Origin of the sequence: Thermobispora bispora DSM 43833 (assembly GCF_000092645.1) — a bacterium.
GTDB lineage: Bacteria > Actinomycetota > Actinomycetes > Streptosporangiales > Streptosporangiaceae > Thermobispora > Thermobispora bispora.
Genome location: NC_014165.1, coordinates 1,613,689 through 1,634,622 on the forward strand (window position 1 = coordinate 1,613,689; position 20,934 = coordinate 1,634,622).

Below are 20,934 nucleotides of genomic sequence, written 5' to 3' on the forward strand. Positions count from 1 at the left end.
GGCGACCGCGCGGCCCGGAAGGCGGCGAAGGTTAAGGGAAGTCATGGGCGAATCGTTTGTACATCTGCACGTGCACACCGAGTACTCGATGCTCGACGGTGCGGCCCGGTTGAAGCAGATGTTCAAACTCGTGGGCGAGCTCGGCATGCCCGCGATCGCGATCACCGACCACGGCAACCTGCACGGGTCGTACGACTTCTACAAGCAGGCGACCGCCGCCGGGATCAAGCCCATCATCGGCATCGAGGCGTACGTCGCGCCCGAGTCGCGGTTCAACAAGCAGCCGGTCCTGTGGGGTGAGCCGCACCAGCGGGGCGACGACGTGTCGGCCGGTGGCTTCTACACCCATCTGACGATCTGGGCGCGGAACAAGACCGGCCTGCACAACCTGATCAAGCTGAGCTCGCGCGCGTACACCGAAGGGTTCGTCCGCAAGTGGGCCCGCATGGACGCCGAGCTCCTCGCCGAGCACGCCGAAGGGCTCATGGCGAGCACCGGCTGCCCCTCCGGCGAGGTGCAGACCCGGCTCCGCCTCGGCCAGTACGACGAGGCGCTCAAGGCGGCGGCCAAGTACCAGGAGATCTTCGGGAAGGAGAACTTCTACCTGGAGCTCATGGACCACGGCCTCGACATCGAGCGCCGGGTCCGGGACGACCTGGTCCGGATCGGCCGCACGCTCGGCCTGCCCCCGGTGGTCACCAACGACTCGCACTACACCTACCAGTCGGACGCGGCGGGCCACGACGCCCTCCTGTGCATCCAGACCGGCAAGCAGCTCAACGACCCGGACCGGTTCCGGTTCGAGGGCACCGAGTACTACATCAAGACCCCCGAGGAGATGCGGGCCCTCGACAGCTCCGACCTGTGGCAGGAGGGCTGCCGCAACACGCTGGCGATCGCCGAGAAGGTCGACCCCACCGGGTTCTTCGAGTACAAGAACCTGATGCCGACCTTCCCCATCCCGGAGGGCAAGACCGAGGAGGAGTACTTCCGGGAGAAGGTCTGGGAGGGCATGCGCCGCCGCTTCCCGGACGGGGTGGACGACGAGCACCGGGAGCTGGTCGAGAAGGAGATCAGCGTCATCGTCCAGATGGGCTTCCCGAGCTACTTCCTCGTCGTCGCCGACTTCATCATGTGGGCGAAGAACAACGGCATCCGGGTGGGCCCCGGGCGTGGCTCGGCCGCCGGTTCGCTCGTCGCCTACGCGCTCGGCATCACCGACCTCGACCCCATCCCGCACGGCCTCATCTTCGAGCGCTTCCTCAACCCCGAGCGGGTGTCCATGCCCGACATCGACGTGGACTTCGACGAGCGCCGGCGGGCGGACGTCATCCGGTACGTCACCGAGAAGTGGGGCGCCGACAAGGTCGCGATGATCGCCACCTTCGGCACCATCAAGGCGAAGGCCGCCATCAAGGACGCGGCCCGCGTCCTGGGCTACCCGTACGCGCTCGGTGACCGGATCACCAAGGCGTTCCCGCCCGCGGTGATGGGCAAGGACATCCCGCTGTCGGGCATCTTCGACCCCGAGCACCCCCGCTACCACGAGGCGGGCGAGCTGCGGAAGATGTACGAGGAGGATCCCGACGTCAAGGCGGCGATCGACCTCGGCCGGGGCCTGGAGGGCCTGATCCGGCAGACCGGCGTCCACGCGGCCGGCGTGATCATGTCGTCGGAGCCGCTCACCGACCACATCCCGATCATGCGCCGCGACTCCGACGGCGCGATCATCACGCAGTTCGACTACCCGACCTGCGAGGCGCTCGGCCTCCTCAAGATGGACTTCCTCGGGCTGCGCAACCTCACGATCATCGACGACTGCCTGAAGATGATCGAGGCGAACACCGGGGAGAAGATCGACCTGCTCGAGCTCCCGCTCGACGACGCCAAGACGTACGAGCTGCTCGCGCGGGGCGACACGCTCGGGATCTTCCAGCTCGATGGCGGCGGCATGCGCTCCCTGCTGCGGCTGATGAAGCCCGACAACTTCGAGGACATCTCCGCGGCCCTCGCGCTGTACCGGCCGGGTCCGATGGGCGCCAACTCGCACATCAACTACGCGCTGCGCAAGAACGGCCAGCAGGAGATCACGCCCATCCACCCCGAGCTCGAGGAGCCGCTCAAGGACATCCTCAGCACCACGTACGGGCTCATCGTCTACCAGGAGCAGGTCATGGCCATCGCGCAGAAGGTGGCCAACTACACGCTCGGCGGCGCCGACCTGCTCCGCCGCGCCATGGGCAAGAAGAAGAAGGAGGAGCTCGACCGGCAGTTCGAGTTCTTCGAGAAGGGCATGAAGGAGAACGGGTTCTCCGACGAGGCCATCCGGGCCCTGTGGGACATCCTCGTCCCGTTCTCCGACTACGCCTTCAACAAGGCGCACACCGCCGCGTACGGCCTGGTGTCCTACTGGACGGCCTACCTCAAGGCGAACTACCCGGCCGAGTACATGGCCGCGCTCCTCACCTCGGTCAAGGACGACAAGGACAAGAGCGCGCTGTACCTGAACGAGTGCCGGCGGATGGGCATCAAGGTGCTCCCGCCGGACGTCAACGACTCCGACTTCGACTTCACCCCGCGCGGCGGGGACATCCGGTTCGGCCTGTCGGCGGTCCGGAACGTCGGCGCCAACGTGGTGGACGGCATCATCAAGGCCCGCAAGGAGAAGGGCCGGTTCACCGACTTCGCCGACTTCCTGCGGAAGGTGCCCGCGCAGGTCTGCAACAAGCGGGTGATCGAATCGCTGATCAAGGCGGGCGCCTTCGACTCGCTCGGCCACGAGCGCAAGGGCCTGTTCATGATCCACGAGCAGGCGGTGGACGCGGTCATCGACATCAAGAAGAACGAGGCGATCGGCCAGGACTCGCTCTTCGGGGCGGTCGAGGGCGCCGAGGACACCACCTTCGACGTGCAGGTCCCGCCGGGGGAGTGGGACAAGCGCACGCTGCTGCAGTTCGAGCGGGAGATGCTCGGGCTGTACGTGTCGGACCACCCGCTGCTCGGCGTGGAGCACATCCTCGCGGCCGGGTCGGACTGCTCGATCGCCGCGCTCCAGGACGAGAGCCACCCCGACGGGCAGGTCGTCACCGTCGGCGGCATCCTCTCCGGGCTGCAGCGCAAGATCACCAAGAAGGGCGACACCTGGGTGCTCGCCACCCTCGAGGACCTCGAGGGCTCCATCGAGGTGATGATCTTCCCGTCCACCTACCAGCTCTGCGCCACGATCCTCGCCGAGGACGCGATCGTCTTCGTCAAGGGCCGGGTCGACAAGCGGGAGGAGGTCGCCAAGCTCATCGCGATGGAGGTGACCGTCCCCGACCTCAGCCAGTCGTCCGGGAACGGGCCGCTGGTGGTGAGCATGCCGCTCTCCCGGTGCACCCCGCCGGTGGTCGGCCGGCTCAAGGAGGTGCTCACCACGCACCCCGGCACCACCGAGGTGCACCTGCAGCTCCACAACGGGTCGCGCACCACGGTGGTCCGCCTCGACGACAGGCTCCGGGTGACCCCGTCACCGGCCCTCATGGGCGACCTCAAGCAGCTCCTCGGCCCCGCCTGCCTCGGCGCCTGACCCGCCGCCCGGGGTGCCCGCCGGGGCGGGGTCCCCGGGCCGCGCGGCCGGCGTGCCGTCCCCGGCGCCGCCGGTCCGCCGCGGAGGCCGCGCGCCGCTCGGTACGGCGGGCCCGGGCGCGGGGGCGCCGGTGGCCCGGTGGCCGCCGGGCGAGGCCGTGGGGCGCGGCGACGGCGTGCGCGGCGCCGCCGCGCGCTGCGACCGCGCCCGCTGGGATCGCGCGTGCTGCGAGCGCCCGTGCTGCGGCCGGGTGCGTTTCGTTCCCGCGCGCGGTCCGGTGGTGCGTGGCGCGCGCGCCTGCCGGGACCGGGTGTCCTGTGGCCGGGCTGGCCGCGATCGCGGGTCACGCGACCGTGCGGGCTGTGACCGCGCGTCCTGTGATCGCGCCGGCTTTGACCGCGTGCCGTGTGGCCGGGCTGGCCGCGATCGCGGGTCACGCGACCGTGCGGGCTGTGACCGCGCGTCCTGTGATCGCGCCGGCTTTGACCGCGTGCCGTGTGGCCGGGCTGGCCGCGATCGCGGGTCACGCGACCGTGCGGGCTGTGAACGCGCGTCCCGTGATCGCGCCGGCCGTGACCGCGTGTCATGTGATCGGGCAGGGTGCGCCCGCGTGCCGTGGGATCCCGCGCGCGGCGCCGCGGTGCTCCGCGGCACCGCCCGCCGGGACGCCGCGGGCGGTGCGGTCCATAACGCGCGCTGGCGGCCGGACGCGCGGTGGGCCGGGCGCCCCGCGGCGTGCCGGGGCCGTGCGGTGGCGGACGGGCCCCCGCGCCGGGCGTCCGATGCGGCACCCGCCCGCTGCGGCCGCTCCGCCCGCTGCGGGGTGCGCGCCGAGGCGCGAACCCCGGCGGTGGAGGGGGAGGCGCTGGGCCGGCCGGGCTCGGTCCCGGGGCGGTCCGCCGCACGCGGGTCGCCGGCCGTGGCCGTCTCCCGTTCCCGCCGCTCCTCCTCCCGCCGTTCCTGCTCCTTCTTCTTCCGCTTCTGCTTCTCCCGGGCCTTCCTCGCCTTCTCGGCCTGCTTCTCGAGGTACTCCTTCAGGCCCGGGGTGAAGCCGCCGCCGAACCGGCGCATGTCGGGCGGGACGAAGCCGAGCGGCGGGGTGTGGCGCAGCGCCGCCCGCATGGAGTCCACCCAGATGGCGCCGGGGAGCGAGGCGCCCTGCACCGCGGCGTAGTACCGCCCGCCGATGGTCACCCCGGTGAGCGGGTAGCGGTACGAGCCGCGGATGTCGCCCACGCTGACCGCGGCGGCGAGCGCGGGCGTGTACCCGGCGAACCAGGCGGAGGTGTACCCGTTGCTCGTGCCGGTCTTGCCGGCGGCCGGCCGCCCGATCGACTGGCCGCGCATGGTGCCCTTGGTGAAGACCCCGGAGAGCACGTGGTTCACCGCGTCGGCGACCTCGGGGTCGAGCGCGGTGGAGCAGCTCGGCGGGATCTCCGTGCGGGTGCCGTCCCGCTCGACGATCGCGGTGATCGCCATCGGGCGGCAGTACCGCCCCCGCGCGGCGAACGTGGCGAAGGCCGCGGCCATCGTCGTCGGGTCCATCTCGTTCACGCCGAGGGTGAAGGTGGGCACCTCCCGGAGCGGGGCGCCGTCGGCGCGCCGGACGCCGAGGGCCTTGGCGGTCTTCACCACGTTGCACAGGCCGACCTGGCGCTCCAGTTTCATGAAGAAGACGTTGACCGAGTGCCAGGTGGCCATCTCCAGGCTGTACGGCCCGCCCCGGCCCTCCCCGCCGGCGTTCCGGATCCGCGTGCCGGGGGCGTTCACCGGCTTGCCCGAGCAGTCCCGGTAGCCGCTGTCCGGGACGTACGTGCTGGGGATCTGGAAGCCGTCCCCGAACCGCATGCCCTGGCTCAGCGCGGTGGCGAGCGTGAAGACCTTGAACGTCGAACCCGCTTGGAGGCCGAGCCCGCCGCCGTGGGCCTGGTCCGCGGCGAGGTTGTAGGTGGTGCGCGGGCCGATCGGCCGGTTGCGCGGGTTCCGCCCGTACCGCTTGCTGGTGGCGAGCGCCCGGATGTACCCGGTGCCCGGCTCGACCATCGCCTCCGCGGCCACCTGGGTGTCCTGGGGCCACACCCGCGCCGAGATCGCCTTCTCGGCCGCCCGCTGCGCCACCGGGTCGAGCGTGGTCCATATGGTGAGGCCGCCGCGCTGGAGGCGCCGCTCCCGGGAGGCCCGGTCCGGCCCGAACGCCGGGTTGGTGAGCACCTCGCGCTCCACGTACACGCAGAAGAACGGGTGCGGGCTGCTCTCGCACCCGCCCGGCTGCGGCCGCATGCGCAGCCCGAGCGGCGCGCGGATCGCGGCCGCCGCCTGCTCCGGTGTGATCATCTTGAGCTCGGCCATGCGCCGGAGCACCAGGTTCCGCCGCTCGAGCAGCCGGGCCCGGTGCTCGGCGCCGAGCGTCGGATCGGTGTCGGACGGGGTCCGCACCGCCCCGGCGAGCGTGGCCGCCTGGGTGAGGGTGAGGTCGGCGGCGTCCACGCTGAAGAAGCGGCGCGCGGCCGCCTGCACGCCGAACGAGCCCGCGCCGAAGTACGCGATGTTCAGGTACCGCTCGAGGATCTGGTCCTTGGTGTACTTCCGCTCCAGGGCGAGCGCGTACCGCAGCTCGTCGATCTTGCGCTGGATGCTCCGCACGCTGGCGCGGAGGCGTTCGCGGTCGGTCTCCGCCTGGGTGATCAGGATGTTCTTGACGAGCTGCTGGGTGATCGACGAGCCGCCCTGGGTGATCGTCCCCGCCCGGGTGTTCGCGATGAGCGCCCGCAGCGTCCCCCGGATGTCGAGCCCGCCGTGCTGGTAGAACCGGGCGTCCTCGATGGCCAGGATCGCCTGCCGCATCACGGGGGCGACCCGGCTGAGCGGCACGGACTGCCGGTTCTGGTAGTAGAACTGGGCGATCTGCCGGCCGTGGCGGTCCAGGACCCGGGTGAGCTCGGGCACCCCGTCGTCCCGCGGCGGGGGAGGCAGCTCGCTGAAGGCGGCCGCGGCGTGCTTCGCGGTCAGCCCGGCCCCGCTCACCAGCGGCAGGGTGATGCCGGCGACCAGCGCGCCGCCGGCCGCGCCGCACAGGCCCAGCTTGGCCGCTGCGTTGAGTAGCCGAGAGGTCACGCGATATGAAGTACGGCCGCGCGTCCGCGATCAAACCTCCGGAGGCCGAAGATCTACCGAACCATCGGCCTCCGGAGGGCGTGCCCTGGCCGGAGGTGGGTATCCCGGGCCGTCAGGTGAGCCGCTTGATCTTCAGCCCCAGCGAGGTGAACTGCTCGAACGGCCGGTGGTAGCCGCGCTCGATGTGGTTCACCCCGCGCAGGGTTGAGGTGCCGTCGGCCACCGCGGCGGCGAGCACCGCGGAGAAGCCGGCCCGGATGTCCGGCAGGGTGACGTCGGCGCCCCGCAGCTTCGACACCCCGCGCACCACCGCCGAGTGCTTGGCGTCGGTGTCGTGGTACCGGCAGGCCGGGCCGCCCAGGCACTGGGCGAAGACCTCGATCTCGCAGCCCATCTTCTGCAGCGCGGGCACGTACACGAGCCGGTTCTCGAACACGGTCTCGTGGAGCACCGACATGCCGTCCGCCTGGGTGAACAGCACCACCAGCGGCGTCTGCCAGTCGGTCATGAACCCCGGGTGGGTGTCGGTCTGCACCGCCGCCGGGCGCAGGCCGTCGGGCGCCGTCGCGGTGAGCCACTCGTCGGTGATGGTGAACTGGGCGCCCATCCGGGCGAGGGTGGTGATCGCGGTGACGAGCCGGTCCTGGTGGCAGCCGTGCACCCGGACCTCCCCGCCGGTGACCAGCCCGGCCACCAGGTAGGAGAAGGCCTCGATCCGGTCGCCGGCGAGCCGGGTCGAGGCGCCGTGCAGGCGGTCGACCCCCTCGATCACGATCCGCCGGTCCGGGTTGAGCTCGATCAGCGCGCCCATCCGCTGGAGGAAGAGCGCGAGCTCCACCACCTCCGGCTCCATCGCCGCGCCCTTGATGACCGTCTTGCCCTCGGCGAGCACCGCGGTGAGCAGGATGGTCTCGGTCGCCCCCACGCTCGGGTAGGGGAGCTGGATCCGGGCGCCGTGCAGCCGGGTCGCCTTGGCGCTGATGCCGTTCTCGCCCACCTCGACCTCGGCGCCCATCGCGCGGAGCGCGTCGACGTGGTAGTTCACCGGCCGCCGGCCGATCGGGTCCCCGCCGACGAACGGGACGAACGCCTCACCGGCGAGGTGGAGGAGCGGCCCGAGCATAAGGATGGGGATCCGGTTGAGCCCGGTGTACTCCTCGGGCACATAGGGACGGATCTCCGCGCCCCGCTCGATGGTGATCTCGCCCGGGCTGATCTCCACGTGCACGCCGAGCGCCTGGAGCATCGCGGCGGTCAGCCCGACCTCGCCGACCTCCGGCGCGTTGTGCAGCGTGCTGGGGCCGATGCCGAGCATGGCCGCGACCATGTGCTTGGAGACCGCGTTCTTCGATCCCCGGACGTGCACATCCCCCCGGAGCGGGCCGGAAGGCTCGATCTGCCAGACCTCTTCGCGCACCGGTGCCCCCTTACCCCCGTGGTGCGCGGCGTTCCCTTTGGCTGTCTCGCTCACACCTTCTCCCTATATGCCCTCCTGCCGCACAGCGTAACGGCACGGAGACGTGCTCCCGGCGTGGGAACGTTCCCGGTGGGCGAGACGGGCCGGACGCGCCCCCTGCGCGGGCCACCGGGAGCGGGTGCGCGGTGCCGCGCCGGCGCCGCCGGGCGGTCCCGGGCCGCGGCCGGCTCGGCCGGGCCGTACCCGCGGCCGAGGCCGGCTCCCTGAGCGGGGCGGTCAGGGCGGGCGGGGCGGCCCCGCCGGCACCCGCGGACCGATCCGGCCGGGGACCCGGCGCACCGCCGGGCGCTCCGGGCGGGGCCGCCGATCCGGGTGGCGCGGATACCATTAGGACGGTGCGGCGACTGCGGATCAACCTGGTGAAAGCGGGTGTGATCGCGCTCGCCCTCGTTCCGCTCGGCGCGGTGGCGGGCCTGCTGTGGTCGGCGATCGCCCCGGCCGCGCAGTACGTGGTCACGGAGGCGGGCCCGCGGCTCGCCGATCCCGAGACCCAGGCGCTCATCGAGGCGGACGGCTGGTTCGCGGTGATCACGGCCGCGTTCGGCCTGCTCACCGGGGCCGCCGCCTACGCGGTCGGGCGCCGCGCCCCGGTGGGCGCGCTGCTCGGCCTCGTCGCCGGCGGGTGCGCCGCGGCGTACGTCGCGCTCCTCGTGGGCGGCGCGGCCGCGGAGACGGCCCGGGCAGCGGACGAGGGGATCACCATGATCAGCTCGCTCGATGTGACCGCGCCCGGGGTGCTGGTGGCCTGGCCGCTCTTCGCCACCGTGGTCTTCGGCGCGATCGAGTTCGTCATCGGGTACCCGCCGCCCGGGGAGACCGCCTACCCGCCGCCCGGAGAGGCCATCGAGACCTGACCCGGAGAGGTGACCAAGGCCAGGTCACCGAGGCCTGATCGGGAGAGGCCGCCGAGGCCCGGCCGCCGTCACCGCCCGGCCGGCTCCGGCGCCCGGCGCCAGTGCCCGGTCGCCTGCTCGAACGCGTGGCCGAGCTGGAGCACCCCGAAGTCGTCCCACGGCCGGCCCACGATCTGCACCCCCACCGGCAGCCCGTCGGCGGTGAACCCGCAGGGCACCGACATCGCCGGCGCGTGGAGCACGCTGATCCAGTAGCAGGACCGCATCCAGGCCAGGTAGTCCGGCATGGGCTGCCCGTTGATCTCGGTGACGTACGGGTGGTCGACCGGGAACGGCGGCACCTGGCTCACCGGGGCGATCAGGAAGTCGTAGCGGCCGAAGAACTCGCGCATCCGGTGGTAGAGCCCGGTGCGCAGCCGCTCCGCCCGGGCGAGGTCCGCCGCGGTGACCTTCTTGCCCTGCTCCACGTTCCACGCCACGTTCGGGCCGACGCCATCGAGGTCCCCGTAGTTGAGGGCGTAGAACCACCCGCGGTAGATGCGGAAGGCGTCCTCCGCGTCGGACAGGTCGAGGTCCACCTGCTCGACCGTGGCGCCCAGCCCGGTGAGCACGGAGACCGCCTCCGCGGTCACCCGCGCGGTCTCCGGGTCGACCGGCAGCCCGCCGAGGTCGGGGCTGAACGCGATGCGCGCCCCGGTGAAGTCCCGCTCGAGCGGGGCGGCGAAGACCGCGGGATCCTCCTTGATCGAGTACGGCGAGACCGGGTCGAACCCGGCCATCGCCGACATGAACAGCGCGAGGTCGGCGACCGTGCGCGCCATCGGACCGGGCACGGAGAGGGTGAACCAGGCGGCGGTCGCCGAGCGCGACGGCACCCGGCCGGGGGTGGGCCGCAGCCCGGTGACGTTGCAGAACGAGGCGGGGTTGCGGAGCGAGCCGCCCATGTCCGAACCGTCCGCGAGCGGCACCATGCGGCAGGCGAGCGCGGCCGCGGCCCCGCCGCTGCTGCCCCCGGCGCTCTTCGACAGGTCGTACGGGTTGCGGGTCGCCCCGAATACCTCGTTCACCGTGTGGGAGCCGGTGCCGAACTCGGGGGTGTTGGTCTTGCCGATCGTGATGCCGCCGGCCGCCTTGATCCGCCGCACCATCGGGTCGTCGGCCTCGGGGACGTGGTCGGCGAACACGCGCGAGCCGTACGTGGTGCGGATCCCCGCGGTGTCGGCGAGGTCCTTGTGCGCGACCGGGATCCCGTGCAGGGGGCCGCGGATCCGCCCCTGCGCCAGGTCGGCGTCGGCCTGGCGGGCCTGCTCCAGCGCGTGGTCGGCCACCACGGTGACGATCGCGTTGACCGGGCCGTTGACCTCCTCGATCCGGCGCAGGCACGCCTCGGTGAGCTCGACCGCGCTCACCTTCCCGGCGCGCAGCAGCTCGGACATCTCGGTGGCGGTGAGGTCGTACAGCTCGCTCACTTGTGCGGATCCCCCCCAAGACATGGCAGGTCTGGCCGTGCTGCGTCGCCTGACGAGTCTGGCCGACCGGGGAGGCGTGCCGCGATGGCAAGAATCGCCGGAGCCGGTCACCCGGTTTTGCCGATCCGCGCGGTGATGGCGCCGGTCAGCTCGATCAGGGTCGCCGGGGAGGTCTCGATCTGCAGGCCGCGCCGGCCCGCGGAGAAGTAGATGGTCTCGAAGTCGAGCGCCGACTCGTCGACCACGGTCGGCAGGCGCTTGCGCTGCCCGAGCGGGCTGATCCCGCCCACCACGTACCCGGTGACCCGCTCCACCTCGGCCGGGTCGGCGAGCGCCGCCCGCTTGCAGTGCACCGCGGTGGCGAACGCCTTCAGGTCGAGCCGCACCGCCACCGGGACCACGGCGACGGCGAGCCCGCGCTCGGTCTCGGCCACCAGGGTCTTGAAGATCCGCTCGTACGGCACGCCGAGCGCGTCCGCGGCCTCCTCGCCGTACGCCTGGGACCTGGGGTCGTGCTCATACGGGTGGAGGGTGAAGTCCGCACCCGCCTCGATCAGCGCGGCCGTGGCCGGCGTCGCGCCCATGTTCCTGGTCTTGCCCACGGGTGCAGCCTAGTGGCCCGCCGCGCCCGGGATCTCCCCGAGCAGACGGTCCCGCTCGCCGGCGGGGAGGAAGGAGGCGCGCAGCGAGTCCGCGCCGAGCCGGCGCAGGGTCGCCTCGTCCCACCCGAAGGTCTCGGCGGACCGCCGGTACACGTCCCCGACGTACCCGCCGAAGTAGGCCGGGTCGTCGGAGTGCAGGGTCACCATCAGCCCGGCCTCGAGCATGCGGGGCAGCGGGTGCTCGGCGAGCGAGGGCACCACGGCGAGCCGGACGTTCGACAGCGGGCAGACGGTGAGCGGGATCCCCTCGCCGGCGAGCCGCGCCACCAGCTCGGGGTCCTCCAGGCATCGCACGCCGTGGTCGATCCGGCTCACCCGCAGCAGGTCGAGCGCCTCCCGGATGTACTCGGGCGGCCCTTCCTCGCCGGCGTGCGCGACCGCGCGCAGGCCCTCGGCCCGGGCCCGCGCGAACACGTCGGTGAACAGCCGGGGCGGGTACCCCACCTCGGCGGAGTCCAGCCCGACCGCCACGAAGCGGCCGGCGTGGGGGAGGAGCCGGGTGAGGGTCTCCATCGCCGCCTCCGGCCCGAGATCGCGCAGGAAGCACGGGATGAGGTAGGCGCTGACGCCCTCCGCGTCCCGGATCGCGCCCTCCAGTCCCTCGAGCACGGCCTCGAGCGGGACGCCGCGCCGCAGGTGGGCCTGCGGGTCGAAGAAGATCTCGGCGTGCCGCACCCCGTCGGCGGCGGCGCGGGCGAGGTAGGCCGCGGCGAGGTCGTAGAAGTCCTCCGCCTCGCGCAGCACGTCCATCAGCGCGTAGTACAGGTCGAGGAACGACTGCAGGTCGCGGTAGGCGTACCTGCCGCGGAGGTCCTCGACCCCGGCGTAGGGCAGGGTGACGCCGTTGCGCCGGGCGAGCGCGAACGCCATCTCCGGCTCCAGCGTGCCCTCGATGTGCACGTGGAGCTCCGCCTTGGGAATGCCGCGTGCGTCCATGACCTCGTGCTCCCGTCTCGCCGGCCGGGGACGCCCGCCGCGGCCGCGGCGGGGCGCGGGCGGCGGGGCGCGGCGGGCCGCCCGGCCCGGCATCCCGCCCGCACCGCCTCCACCTTTTGGAGGAGATTTCCGGCTATTGAGCCATCTATAGCCATCCGTCGCTCGCGACGCGACACTGATGGAAGAGATCGTCGGGAGTCGCCGAGAGGCGGGGCGGTCCATGCGCGCGGTCGGCCACATCATCAGGGGACCGGTCGGTGACGTCGTCAAGGGACAGCTCGGCCTCCTCGGCGGGCTGGCGGTCTGCGTCGCGCTGCGGCCGGAGGGCCTCGGCGTCAACCACGGGGTGAGCTACTACGGCGTCCACCGGGAGACGTTCCCGTGGCTCGCGGCGGCCCTGCTCACCGCGGCGCTGTTCACCCGCCGGGCGCTGCGCTCCGCCGCGCCCGCCACGCCCGCCCCGCGCCCGGTGCGGCGCCTGGCCGACGCGTTCACCGTGCTGGTGGCCGGGGTCGTGTTCACCCCCTACACGCTCGGCCCGGTCATCGGCTGGGTGCACCGGGCGTGCGGCGCCGCCCTGTACCTGCTGCAGCTTCTCCTCGGCTGGTGGCTGGTCGCGTGGGCCCGCCGGGACGCCCTCGCCGTGGGCTGCCTCCTCTTCCAGCTCGGCGGCGGGATCGTGGCCGCGGTCTACGTCGTCCAGGACGAAGGGCTGCTGCTCCACGGGGAGGTCACGTTCCAGATCGGCTTCGCCCTGCTGCTCATCCGGGCCCTGCCGCTCGTCACCGCGGCCCGGCCGCGTGCCGGGGCCGCTGCGGCGCCCGGGCCGGATCCCGCGGAGACCCGGCCGTCCCGCCCGCCGGTCACCGGCTGCCGCGCGCCCGGTGGCGACCGCGACCGCCCGCCCGGGCGGGCCGCACCGTGACCGGGAATCGCCGTCCGGGCCTCTTAGACTGGGATGGTGATTTCCCGGATTGATCTGCGTGGGTCTCTCCCCGGCGACCTGCGGGATGTGCTGCCCCGCGCCGAACTCGACGTCGAGGCCGCCGTGGAGCGGGTGCGGCCGATCTGCGAGGACGTCCGCCGCCGCGGTGTGGCGGCCGTGCGGGAGCTGACCAAGAGGTTCGACGGTGTCGAGCTGGAGTCCACCCGCGTGCCGGCCGCCGCGCTGGAGCGGGCGCTCGCCGAGCTCGACCCCAAGGTCCAGGCCGCGCTCGAGGAGTCGATCCGGCGGGCCCGCAAGGTCCACCGCGACCAGCGGCGCACGGACATCACCACGACGGTCGTGCCGGGCGGCACGGTCACCGAGCGCTGGGTGCCCGTGGACCGCGTCGGCCTCTACGTGCCGGGCGGCCGGGCGGTCTACCCCTCGAGCGTCGTGATGAACGTGGTCCCCGCGCAGGAGGCGGGGGTCCCCTCGCTCGCCGTGACCTCGCCCGCCCAGCCGGACTTCGGCGGCCTGCCCCACCCGGTGATCCTCGCCGCGTGCGCGCTCCTCGGCGTCGAGGAGGTCTACGCGGTGGGCGGGGCGCAGGCCGTCGCGATGTTCGCCTACGGCACCGAGGAGTGCGCCCCGGTGACCATGGTCACCGGCCCGGGCAACATCTGGGTGGCCGCGGCGAAGCGGCTGCTCAAGGGCCGGATCGGGATCGACTCCGAGGCCGGGCCCACCGAGATCGCCATCCTCGCGGACGCCACGGCCGACCCGGTGCACGTCGCCGCCGACCTGATCAGCCAGGCCGAGCACGACGTGATCGCCGCCGCCGTGCTCGTGACGGACAGCGAGGAGCTCGCCGACGCGGTCGAGGCCGAGCTCGCCGTCCAGGTCGCCGCCACCAAGCACTCGGAGCGGATCGCCGAGGCGCTCTCCGGGCGGCAGTCGGGCATCGTGCTCGTCTCCGACCTGGAGGACGGGCTCGCCGTGGTCAACGCGTACGCGGCCGAGCACCTGGAGATCATGACCGCCGACGCCCACGAGGTCGCCGCCCGGGTGCGCAACGCCGGTGCGATCTTCATCGGCCCGTACTCCCCGGTCTCCCTCGGCGACTACCTCGCCGGCTCCAACCACGTGCTGCCGACGGGCGGCTGCGCGTGCCACTCCTCCGGCCTGTCCGTGCAGACCTTCCTCCGGGGCATCCACGTCGTGGACTACACCCGCGAGGCGCTCGCCGAGGCGGCGCCGTACGTCTGCACGCTCGCCGACGCCGAGGACCTGCCGGCGCACGGCGCGGCGATCCGCGCGCGGTTCGGGTGGAGCATCCCCGGCGGGCGGAACGGGTGACCGGCCGCAATGACGGCCGCGCGCACGGAGCCGGACGCCCGGCGGAACCACGGGGGAGAGAGAGGACCGTGACCACCATCGACGACCTGCCGATCCGGGACGACCTGCGCGGGGCGAAGCCGTACGGCGCCCCGCAGCTCGACGTGCCGGTCCAGCTCAACACCAACGAGAACCCGTACCCGCCGCCGCCGGGTCTGATCGACGACCTCGCCGAGGCGGTGCGCAAGGCCGCGGCCCGGCTCAACCGGTACCCGGACCGGGACGCGGTCGAGCTGCGCAAGGACCTCGCCGACTACCTCGGCCACGGGCTCACCGCCCGCCAGGTCTGGGCCGCCAACGGGTCGAACGAGATCATCCAGCAGGTGCTGCAGGTGTTCGGCGGGCCGGGCCGGTCGGCCATGGGGTTCGAGCCCTCCTACTCCATGCACCCGATCATCGCGCGGGTCACCGGCACCCGGTGGATCAAGGGCAGCCGCGAGGAGGACTTCGGCATCGACCCGGACGCCGCGGTCAAGGCGATCGAGGAGCACCGCCCCGACGTCGTCTTCCTCACCTCCCCGAACAACCCGACCGGCACCGCGCTGCCGCTCGAGGTGGTCGAGCGCATCCTCCAGGCCGCCCCCGGCATGGTGGTGGTCGACGAGGCGTACGCCGAGTTCGCCCGGGAGGGGACGCCGTCGGCGCTCACGCTGCTCCCGGGCAACCCCCGCCTGATCGTCACGCGGACCATGTCGAAGGCGTTCGCCATGGCCGGCACCCGCCTGGGCTACCTCGCCGCCGACCCGGCGGTGATCGACGCCTTGCTGCTGGTCCGCCTGCCGTACCACCTGTCGTCGCTCACCCAGGCGGCGGCGCGGGTGGCGCTCGCCCACCGGGACGAGCTGCTCGGCACGGTGAACGCGCTCCGCGCCGAGCGGGACGCCACGGTGGCCTGGCTGCGGGAGCGCGGCCTTCAGGTCGCCGATTCCGACGCAAACTTCGTACTATTCGGTAAGTTTCAGGATCGGCACGCCGTATGGGAGGCGCTTTTGGAACGAGGCGTGCTGATCAGGGAGACCGGCCCGGACGGCTGGCTCCGGGTGACGATCGGGACGGCTGAGGAGATGGCGGCGTTCCGTGCCGCATTGGAAGCCGTATTGGAAGGGGTCCTCAGATGAGTGGTGCGCGCCCTGCCGCGGGGGAGGGCATCGCCGGCGGTGGCCGGCGCGGCCGCGTCGAACGCCGCACCAAGGAGACGACGGTGCTGGTGGAGATCGACCTCGACGGCACCGGGACCGTCGACGTGTCGACCGGCGTCGGCTTCTTCGACCACATGCTGGCGCAGCTCGGCAAGCACGGGCTCTTCGACCTGACCGTGAAGACCGAGGGCGACCTGCACATCGACTCGCACCACACCATCGAGGACACGTCGCTCGCGCTCGGCGCCGCCTTCCGCCAGGCCCTGGGCGACAAGACCGGCATCCGGCGGTTCGGCAGCGCGGCCTGCCCGCTCGACGAGACGCTCGCCCAGGCCACCGTGGACCTGTCCGGCCGGCCGTACCTGGTCCACCGCGAGCCCGAGGGCATGGCGCCGATGATCGGGCCGGACTACGACACGACGATGACCCGGCACATCCTCGAGTCGTTCGTGGCCCAGGCCGCGATCTGCCTGCACATGCACGTGCCCTACGGCCGCAACGCCCACCACATCGTGGAGGCGCAGTTCAAGGCGCTCGCCCGGGCGCTGCGGGAGGCGTGCGAGCCGGACCCGCGCGCGGTCGGCGTGCCGAGCACCAAGGGCGTGCTCTGATGGCGTGCGGCCCGACGGCCTGCCCCGGCCGGCCCGCTCCGGACCGGCCCGGGCACAGGGTGACCGCCGGCCGGCAGCGGCGGCGGCCTTCGACACGGGGATGATGAGGTGGCGCTAGCGAAGCGGGTGGTCATTCTCGACTACGGCTCCGGCAACCTGCGCTCGGCCGAGCGCGCGATCGCCCGGGCCGGTGCCGAGGTGGAGGTCACCTCGGATTTCGACGCGGCGGTGGAGGCGGACGGCCTGGTCGTCCCCGGCGTGGGGGCGTTCTCCGCGTGCATGGAAGGGCTCAAGCGGGTCCGCGGCGACCAGATCATCGGCCGCCGGCTCGCCGGCGGGCGTCCGGTGCTCGGCATCTGCGTGGGCATGCAGATCCTCTTCGAGGAGGGGGTCGAGCACGGCATCCGCACCAAGGGCTGCGGCGAGTGGCCGGGCGTGGTCGAAAGGCTCGACGCCCCGGTCCTGCCCCACATGGGGTGGAACACGGTGCGCGCCCCCGAGGAGAGCGTGCTCTTCCGCGGCATCCCCGCGGACACGCGGTTCTACTTCGTCCACTCCTACGGCGTGCGCGAGTGGCGGCTGGAGGCCGGGTCCGGTTTCCAGCAGCCCGTGGTGACCTGGGCGGAGCACGGGGTGCCCTTCGTGGCGGCCGTGGAGAACGGCCCGCTCATGGCCACCCAGTTCCACCCGGAGAAGTCCGGCGACGCCGGAGCCGCCCTGCTGGCCAACTGGTTGGGCACACTGTGATCGGGAAACAGGTGATGAGGGAGCCCAGCGGAGCAGCGCAGCGGCCCCGGTGCCGTACCGATCGTCACCCGCCCGTCGCAGCCCCGGCCCCACCCCGATCCCGAGCGCTTCATCCACTCTGACCGGAGGTCGTGAGCACATGTCCCTCGTATTGCTGCCGGCCGTGGACGTCGCCAATGGCCAGGCCGTCCGCCTCGTGCAAGGCGAGGCCGGGACGGAGACCTCGTACGGTGACCCGCTCGCGGCGGCGCTCGCCTGGCAGGAGGCGGGCGCCGAGTGGATCCACCTGGTCGACCTCGACGCGGCCTTCGGCAGGGGGAGCAACCGCGAGCTGCTCGCCGAAGTGGTCGGCAAGCTCGACATCAACGTCGAGCTGTCCGGCGGGATCCGCGACGACGAGTCGCTCAAGGCGGCGCTCGCCACGGGCTGCCGCCGGGTGAACATCGGCACCGCCGCCCTGGAGAACCCGGACTGGTGCGCCAAGGTGATCGCCGAGTACGGCGACCGCATCGCGGTGGGGCTCGACGTCCGGGGCACCACCCTCGCCGCCCGCGGCTGGACCAAGGAGGGCGGCGACCTGTGGGAGGTGCTCGACCGGCTGGAGTCGCAGGGCTGCCCGAGGTACGTGGTCACCGACGTGACCAAGGACGGCACGATGCGGGGGCCCAACGTCGACCTGCTCCGCCAGGTCTGCGCGCGGACCGAGCGGCCGGTGATCGCGAGCGGTGGGGTCTCCTCGCTCGACGACCTGCGCGCCCTGCGCGAGCTCGAGCCCGACGGGCTGGAGGGGGTCATCGTCGGCAAGGCGCTCTATGCGAACGCGTTCACGATTCAGGAGGCCCTCGCGGTGGTGAGAGGCGCATGACCAAGGGCACGCCGCCCGGCCGCATCTCCTCCGGCGGCCCATGGGAGGATCGATACGGTTACGCCCGCGCCGTGATCGCCGGGCCCCACGTGCTGGTCTCCGGGTGCACGGCGATGGTGGACGGCGAGGTTCAGCACGTCGGGGACGCGTACCAGCAGACGATCACCGCGCTCTCCATCGCCCTCGACGCGGTGGAGAAGGCGGGCACGTCCATCGACGACGTGGTCCGCACCCGGCTCTACATCGTGAACCCGGAGGACTTCGACAAGGTGGGCCGGGCGCACGGCGACTTCTTCGGCTCGGTACGGCCCGCGTGCACGAGCGTCCAGGTCGCCGGGCTGATCGATTCCCGGATGCTGGTCGAGGTCGAGGTCGAGGCGTATCGCGGGGAGTGGAGGCAATGACGGTCGCCGTACGGGTCATCCCGTGCCTCGACGTGGACGCCGGGCGGGTGGTCAAGGGCGTCAACTTCGAGAACCTCAGGGACGCCGGTGACCCGGTGGAGCTCGCCCGGCGGTACAACGCCGAGGGCGCCGATGAGCTGACCTTCCTCGACATCACCGCGTCGGCGGCCGGGCGGGAGACCATGGTCGACGTGGTGCGCCGCACCGCCGAGGAGGTCTTCATCCCGCTCACCGTGGGCGGGGGAGTGCGCTCGGTGGAGGACGTCGACCGCCTGCTCCGCGCCGGCGCGGACAAGGTGGCGATCAACACGGCGGCGGTCGCCCGGCCGGAGCTGCTCACCGAGGCGTCCCGCCGGTTCGGGGCGCAGTGCATCGTGCTCTCCATCGACGCCCGCCGGGTGGTGGACGGCCCGCCGACGCCCTCGGGGTTCGAGGTGACCACCCACGGCGGCCGCCGCGGGACCGGGATCGACCTGGTCGAGTGGGCCCGGCGGGGCGAGGAGCTCGGCGTCGGGGAGATCCTGCTGAACTCCATGGACGGGGACGGCACCCAGGCGGGCTACGACCTGGAGATGATCCGGGCGGTCCGGGCCGCGGTGACCGTGCCCATCATCGCCTCGGGCGGGGCGGGGCGGCTGGAGGACTTCCCGCCCGCGATCGAGGCGGGCGCCAACGCCGTGCTGGCGGCCTCGGTCTTCCACTTCGGCCAGCTCAAGATCCCTGAGGTGAAGGAGGCGCTGCGCGCCGCCGGCCACCCGGTGCGCTGACCGCGCGGGCACCGGGGCCGGGAGGCGCCCGCCCGTGTTCCGGCGTGGGCCGCCGGTGGCCGTCCGCGGGCGGCCACCGGCGGTGCCGTACGCCACGGGCGCCTTCGCGCGGCGCGACCCGCCTTCGCCGTGCGCGGGCGGGGCGCCGGCCCCGGAATTTGTGATCTACAACGTAAAGGCGCGGAGCGCATGGCAGGCACGCCGGACGGCGTCTTCCGCATGGCGCGAACGACCGGCACCTCTCGTCACGACCAGCGGCCGCACCCGGGCGGAGCGGCGCATGGCACACCCGTGGGGCCGCGCGGGGCCGGCATCGCGGCGCGAGAGGAAAGCGACCGGGGCGAGGGAGCCGGACACCGGTGAGTCACCATGGGTGATCATCCGGGCACCCACGGGTGGGGGCGCTCCTCGCCGCGGGGGCGGAGAGGCCGATCGGGCCTGCCGCCCTCGGCGCGGTGAGGAGTGGCGGACCGGGGCCGGGAACCGCGGGCTCCACGAGCCCGCCGGGCCGATCCCGGGGTGATCAACTGGGCGGTGCGGACGTCCGGGGCGGTGCCCCGGCGATCCGCCGCGACGCCGTGACGCTCACCGGAGCCGCAGGAGCCGATCGGCCTGTGACACGTCCCCCGAGCACGTTCACCGGCGGTCGCTGCAACCGCTCCCCGGCGGCTCGCCGTCAGGATTCAGCTCAGCACCGTGGTGAAGAAGGTCGCTAACCTGGTGGCCCCCGTGTTCACGGTGTCGAATACTCCGCGCACGGCGCTCGCCGCGGCCGTCGGCTGGCTGTACAGGTAGAAGATTAGGAAGGCGATGCCGAGGTAAGTGAGGACCTTCTTGAGCTTCATCTGCTGGCCTCCTGCGGTCACTTTCCGGCGTTTTTACCCGCCCCTGGAAATGATCATAACTTCCTGGGGGGCGAGTAGGCGCTACCGGGTGCCCGTGGGCCGGCGAGGCGTATCAGGCCTCTCACCAGGCAAAACGTCGGCACGCCAGGCATCGCCGGGATCACGCGGCGCCGTCACGGCCGCAGGGAGATCGCCGTCAAGGCCTCACCGGGATAACAGCGAGCTGAGAAACACGGAGAGCCGCTCCGCGCCCACCGTGAACCCGCCGAACAGGCCGCGCACCGCCGCCGCGGCATTCGCCGGCTGGGTGAACAGGTAGAAGATCACGAAGGCGACCGCCAGATAGGCCAAGAACTTTTTCCACGTCATGGGGGTTCCGCCAATCTCGCAACGCTGGGGGATCGCGGGTCAGGGAAGCGTGGTCTTCCCGTTCATCGGGCGAGATTCCCGGGTCATGCGCCGAGGCGGGCCTCGCGGAGCCGGGCCACCGCCCCGGGGTCACCGGCGCATTCGACCCTCGCGTGCTTCTGGCGCCCGAAGACGAACATGGTGAGCTCGGACGGCTCCCCGGTCACCACCACCGTGGGCCCGGGCTTCCGCACGACCGTCTGCCCGCCGCCGATCCGGCGGAGCACGACCCCGACCGGGGACCGGCGCAGGAAGAGCGGGGCGGCCATCCCGAGCCGCTTCCACAGCACGTCCTGGAAGCCCGCGGGCAGCGCGCGCGGCTCCCAGCCGGGTCGGGCCCGGCGGACGTCCTCGTGGTGCACGAAGAGCTCGACGGTGTTGACCAGGCCGTCCAGGCCGGGGATCAGGCCGTACGGTGTCCACCGCGGCGGCCCGTTCCTGATCGCGCGGACGAGCTCGGGGTAGGGGGTGGCCGCCTTGATCCGCCGCTGCACCGACGCGGTGTACCCGGCGAGGAACGGCAGCGCGATGCCGGCGGCCGCGTCGAGACGCCGCTCGCGCAGCACGAGGTGGGCGGCGAGATCGCCGGTGGTCCACCCCGCGCAGAGGGTCGGGGCGTCCGGTCCCGTCTCGTCGAGCAGGTCGCAGAGCGCGGCTCGTTCCTGTGTGGCGTAGGTCACGCGGCCAGCTTAGCCCGCTGCCGCGTGAATCGCGGGGAAGTGCGCGCCGTGCCGGGGTTCGCGGCATT

Annotated in this window: 18 protein-coding genes; 10 read left to right on the top strand and 8 right to left on the bottom strand. The window is 72.8% G+C overall.

Going from position 1 to position 20,934, the window contains the following annotated elements; genetic code table 11:
- Positions 1-43: 43 nt before the first annotated feature.
- Positions 44-3,568, top strand: coding sequence for a DNA polymerase III subunit alpha (gene dnaE / locus TBIS_RS07135; protein WP_013131676.1), 3,525 nt, complete (start codon positions 44-46; stop codon positions 3,566-3,568).
- Here dnaE and TBIS_RS18100 read toward each other — a convergent pair.
- Together TBIS_RS18100 and murA are read right to left on the bottom strand one after the other, a co-directional pair.
- The gene (locus tag TBIS_RS18100; RefSeq protein ID WP_013131677.1) at positions 3,509-6,682 is read right to left on the bottom strand and encodes a transglycosylase domain-containing protein; all 3,174 of its coding nucleotides are present in this window, start codon (positions 6,680-6,682) and stop codon (positions 3,509-3,511) included. The genes dnaE and TBIS_RS18100 overlap by 60 nt on opposite strands.
- Before the next feature lie 112 nt (positions 6,683-6,794).
- Positions 6,795-8,153 (bottom strand): UDP-N-acetylglucosamine 1-carboxyvinyltransferase, encoded by a 1,359-nt coding sequence (murA, locus tag TBIS_RS07145; RefSeq protein WP_013131679.1) that lies wholly within the window; start codon positions 8,151-8,153, stop codon positions 6,795-6,797.
- A 341-nt stretch (positions 8,154-8,494) separates the two neighbouring features.
- On the opposite strand from murA, the gene TBIS_RS07150 reads away from it, so the two are divergent.
- Positions 8,495-9,013, top strand: coding sequence for a hypothetical protein (locus TBIS_RS07150; protein WP_148231472.1), 519 nt, complete (start codon positions 8,495-8,497; stop codon positions 9,011-9,013).
- A gap of 68 nt (positions 9,014-9,081) precedes the next feature.
- On the opposite strand, the gene TBIS_RS07155 is transcribed toward TBIS_RS07150, so the two are convergent.
- The 3 genes from TBIS_RS07155 to TBIS_RS07165 form a co-directional block, all read right to left on the bottom strand.
- Positions 9,082-10,482, bottom strand: a complete 1,401-nt coding sequence (locus tag TBIS_RS07155) for an amidase (RefSeq protein ID WP_013131681.1) — start codon at positions 10,480-10,482, stop codon at positions 9,082-9,084.
- Positions 10,483-10,589: 107 nt separating this feature from the next.
- Entirely contained in the window at positions 10,590-11,066 is a 477-nt protein-coding gene (gene ybaK, locus TBIS_RS07160; RefSeq protein ID WP_041431312.1) for a Cys-tRNA(Pro) deacylase, read from the bottom strand.
- Between the two features lie 27 nt (positions 11,067-11,093).
- Positions 11,094-12,080: an adenosine deaminase gene (locus TBIS_RS07165; protein ID WP_013131683.1), complete on the bottom strand. Its 987-nt coding sequence runs from the start codon at positions 12,078-12,080 to the stop codon at positions 11,094-11,096.
- A gap of 220 nt (positions 12,081-12,300) precedes the next feature.
- On the opposite strand from TBIS_RS07165, the gene TBIS_RS07170 reads away from it, so the two are divergent.
- The 8 genes from TBIS_RS07170 (at position 12,301) to hisF (ending at position 18,933) form a co-directional block, all read left to right on the top strand.
- The gene (locus tag TBIS_RS07170) at positions 12,301-13,005 is read left to right on the top strand and encodes a hypothetical protein (protein WP_013131684.1); all 705 of its coding nucleotides are present in this window, start codon (positions 12,301-12,303) and stop codon (positions 13,003-13,005) included.
- A gap of 36 nt (positions 13,006-13,041) precedes the next feature.
- Positions 13,042-14,361: a histidinol dehydrogenase gene (gene hisD / locus TBIS_RS07175; RefSeq protein ID WP_050760643.1), complete on the top strand. Its 1,320-nt coding sequence runs from the start codon at positions 13,042-13,044 to the stop codon at positions 14,359-14,361.
- A gap of 68 nt (positions 14,362-14,429) precedes the next feature.
- Complete coding sequence (locus TBIS_RS07180; protein WP_013131686.1) at positions 14,430-15,518, top strand: histidinol-phosphate transaminase; 1,089 nt, start codon at positions 14,430-14,432, stop codon at positions 15,516-15,518.
- Positions 15,515-16,150, top strand: coding sequence for an imidazoleglycerol-phosphate dehydratase HisB (gene hisB, locus TBIS_RS07185; RefSeq protein WP_013131687.1), 636 nt, complete (start codon positions 15,515-15,517; stop codon positions 16,148-16,150). Before TBIS_RS07180 ends, hisB begins: the two co-directional genes overlap by 4 nt.
- A 108-nt stretch (positions 16,151-16,258) precedes the next feature.
- Positions 16,259-16,897 (top strand): imidazole glycerol phosphate synthase subunit HisH, encoded by a 639-nt coding sequence (gene hisH / locus TBIS_RS07190; protein ID WP_013131688.1) that lies wholly within the window; start codon positions 16,259-16,261, stop codon positions 16,895-16,897.
- 139 nt (positions 16,898-17,036) lie between these two features.
- A complete protein-coding gene (priA, locus tag TBIS_RS07195) occupies positions 17,037-17,762 on the top strand; it encodes a bifunctional 1-(5-phosphoribosyl)-5-((5-phosphoribosylamino)methylideneamino)imidazole-4-carboxamide isomerase/phosphoribosylanthranilate isomerase PriA (protein ID WP_013131689.1) in 726 nt (241 codons plus the stop codon).
- A complete protein-coding gene (locus TBIS_RS07200) occupies positions 17,759-18,166 on the top strand; it encodes a RidA family protein (RefSeq protein ID WP_013131690.1) in 408 nt (135 codons plus the stop codon). The genes priA and TBIS_RS07200 overlap by 4 nt, the downstream gene beginning before the upstream one ends.
- Positions 18,163-18,933: an imidazole glycerol phosphate synthase subunit HisF gene (gene hisF / locus TBIS_RS07205; RefSeq protein ID WP_013131691.1), complete on the top strand. Its 771-nt coding sequence runs from the start codon at positions 18,163-18,165 to the stop codon at positions 18,931-18,933. The genes TBIS_RS07200 and hisF overlap by 4 nt, the downstream gene beginning before the upstream one ends.
- Before the next feature lie 683 nt (positions 18,934-19,616).
- Here hisF and TBIS_RS19415 read toward each other — a convergent pair.
- The 3 genes from TBIS_RS19415 to TBIS_RS07210 all read right to left on the bottom strand — a co-directional run bounded on the left by TBIS_RS19415 (position 19,617) and on the right by TBIS_RS07210 (position 20,866).
- Complete coding sequence (locus TBIS_RS19415; RefSeq protein ID WP_013131692.1) at positions 19,617-19,778, bottom strand: hypothetical protein; 162 nt, start codon at positions 19,776-19,778, stop codon at positions 19,617-19,619.
- A gap of 204 nt (positions 19,779-19,982) precedes the next feature.
- A complete protein-coding gene (locus TBIS_RS19420) occupies positions 19,983-20,147 on the bottom strand; it encodes a hypothetical protein (RefSeq protein ID WP_013131693.1) in 165 nt (54 codons plus the stop codon).
- Between the two features lie 83 nt (positions 20,148-20,230).
- Positions 20,231-20,866, bottom strand: a complete 636-nt coding sequence (locus tag TBIS_RS07210) for a TIGR03085 family metal-binding protein (protein ID WP_013131694.1) — start codon at positions 20,864-20,866, stop codon at positions 20,231-20,233.
- Between the last annotated feature and the right edge of the window lie 68 nt (positions 20,867-20,934).

Bases quoted from the DNA above. Each gene is read 5' to 3' on its own strand.
- TBIS_RS19420 (WP_013131693.1), bottom strand. From the start codon at position 20,147: ATGACGTGGAAAAAGTTCTTGGCCTATCTGGCGGTCGCCTTCGTGATC.
- TBIS_RS19415 (WP_013131692.1), bottom strand. From the start codon at position 19,778: ATGAAGCTCAAGAAGGTCCTCACTTACCTCGGCATCGCCTTCCTAATC.
- ybaK (WP_041431312.1), bottom strand. From the start codon at position 11,066: ATGGGCGCGACGCCGGCCACGGCCGCGCTGATCGAGGCGGGTGCGGAC.
- TBIS_RS07170 (WP_013131684.1), top strand. From the start codon at position 12,301: ATGCGCGCGGTCGGCCACATCATCAGGGGACCGGTCGGTGACGTCGTC.
- dnaE (WP_013131676.1), top strand. From the start codon at position 44: ATGGGCGAATCGTTTGTACATCTGCACGTGCACACCGAGTACTCGATG.
- TBIS_RS07165 (WP_013131683.1), bottom strand. From the start codon at position 12,080: ATGGACGCACGCGGCATTCCCAAGGCGGAGCTCCACGTGCACATCGAG.
- hisF (WP_013131691.1), top strand. From the start codon at position 18,163: ATGACGGTCGCCGTACGGGTCATCCCGTGCCTCGACGTGGACGCCGGG.
- priA (WP_013131689.1), top strand. From the start codon at position 17,037: ATGTCCCTCGTATTGCTGCCGGCCGTGGACGTCGCCAATGGCCAGGCC.
- TBIS_RS07200 (WP_013131690.1), top strand. From the start codon at position 17,759: ATGACCAAGGGCACGCCGCCCGGCCGCATCTCCTCCGGCGGCCCATGG.
- hisB (WP_013131687.1), top strand. From the start codon at position 15,515: ATGAGTGGTGCGCGCCCTGCCGCGGGGGAGGGCATCGCCGGCGGTGGC.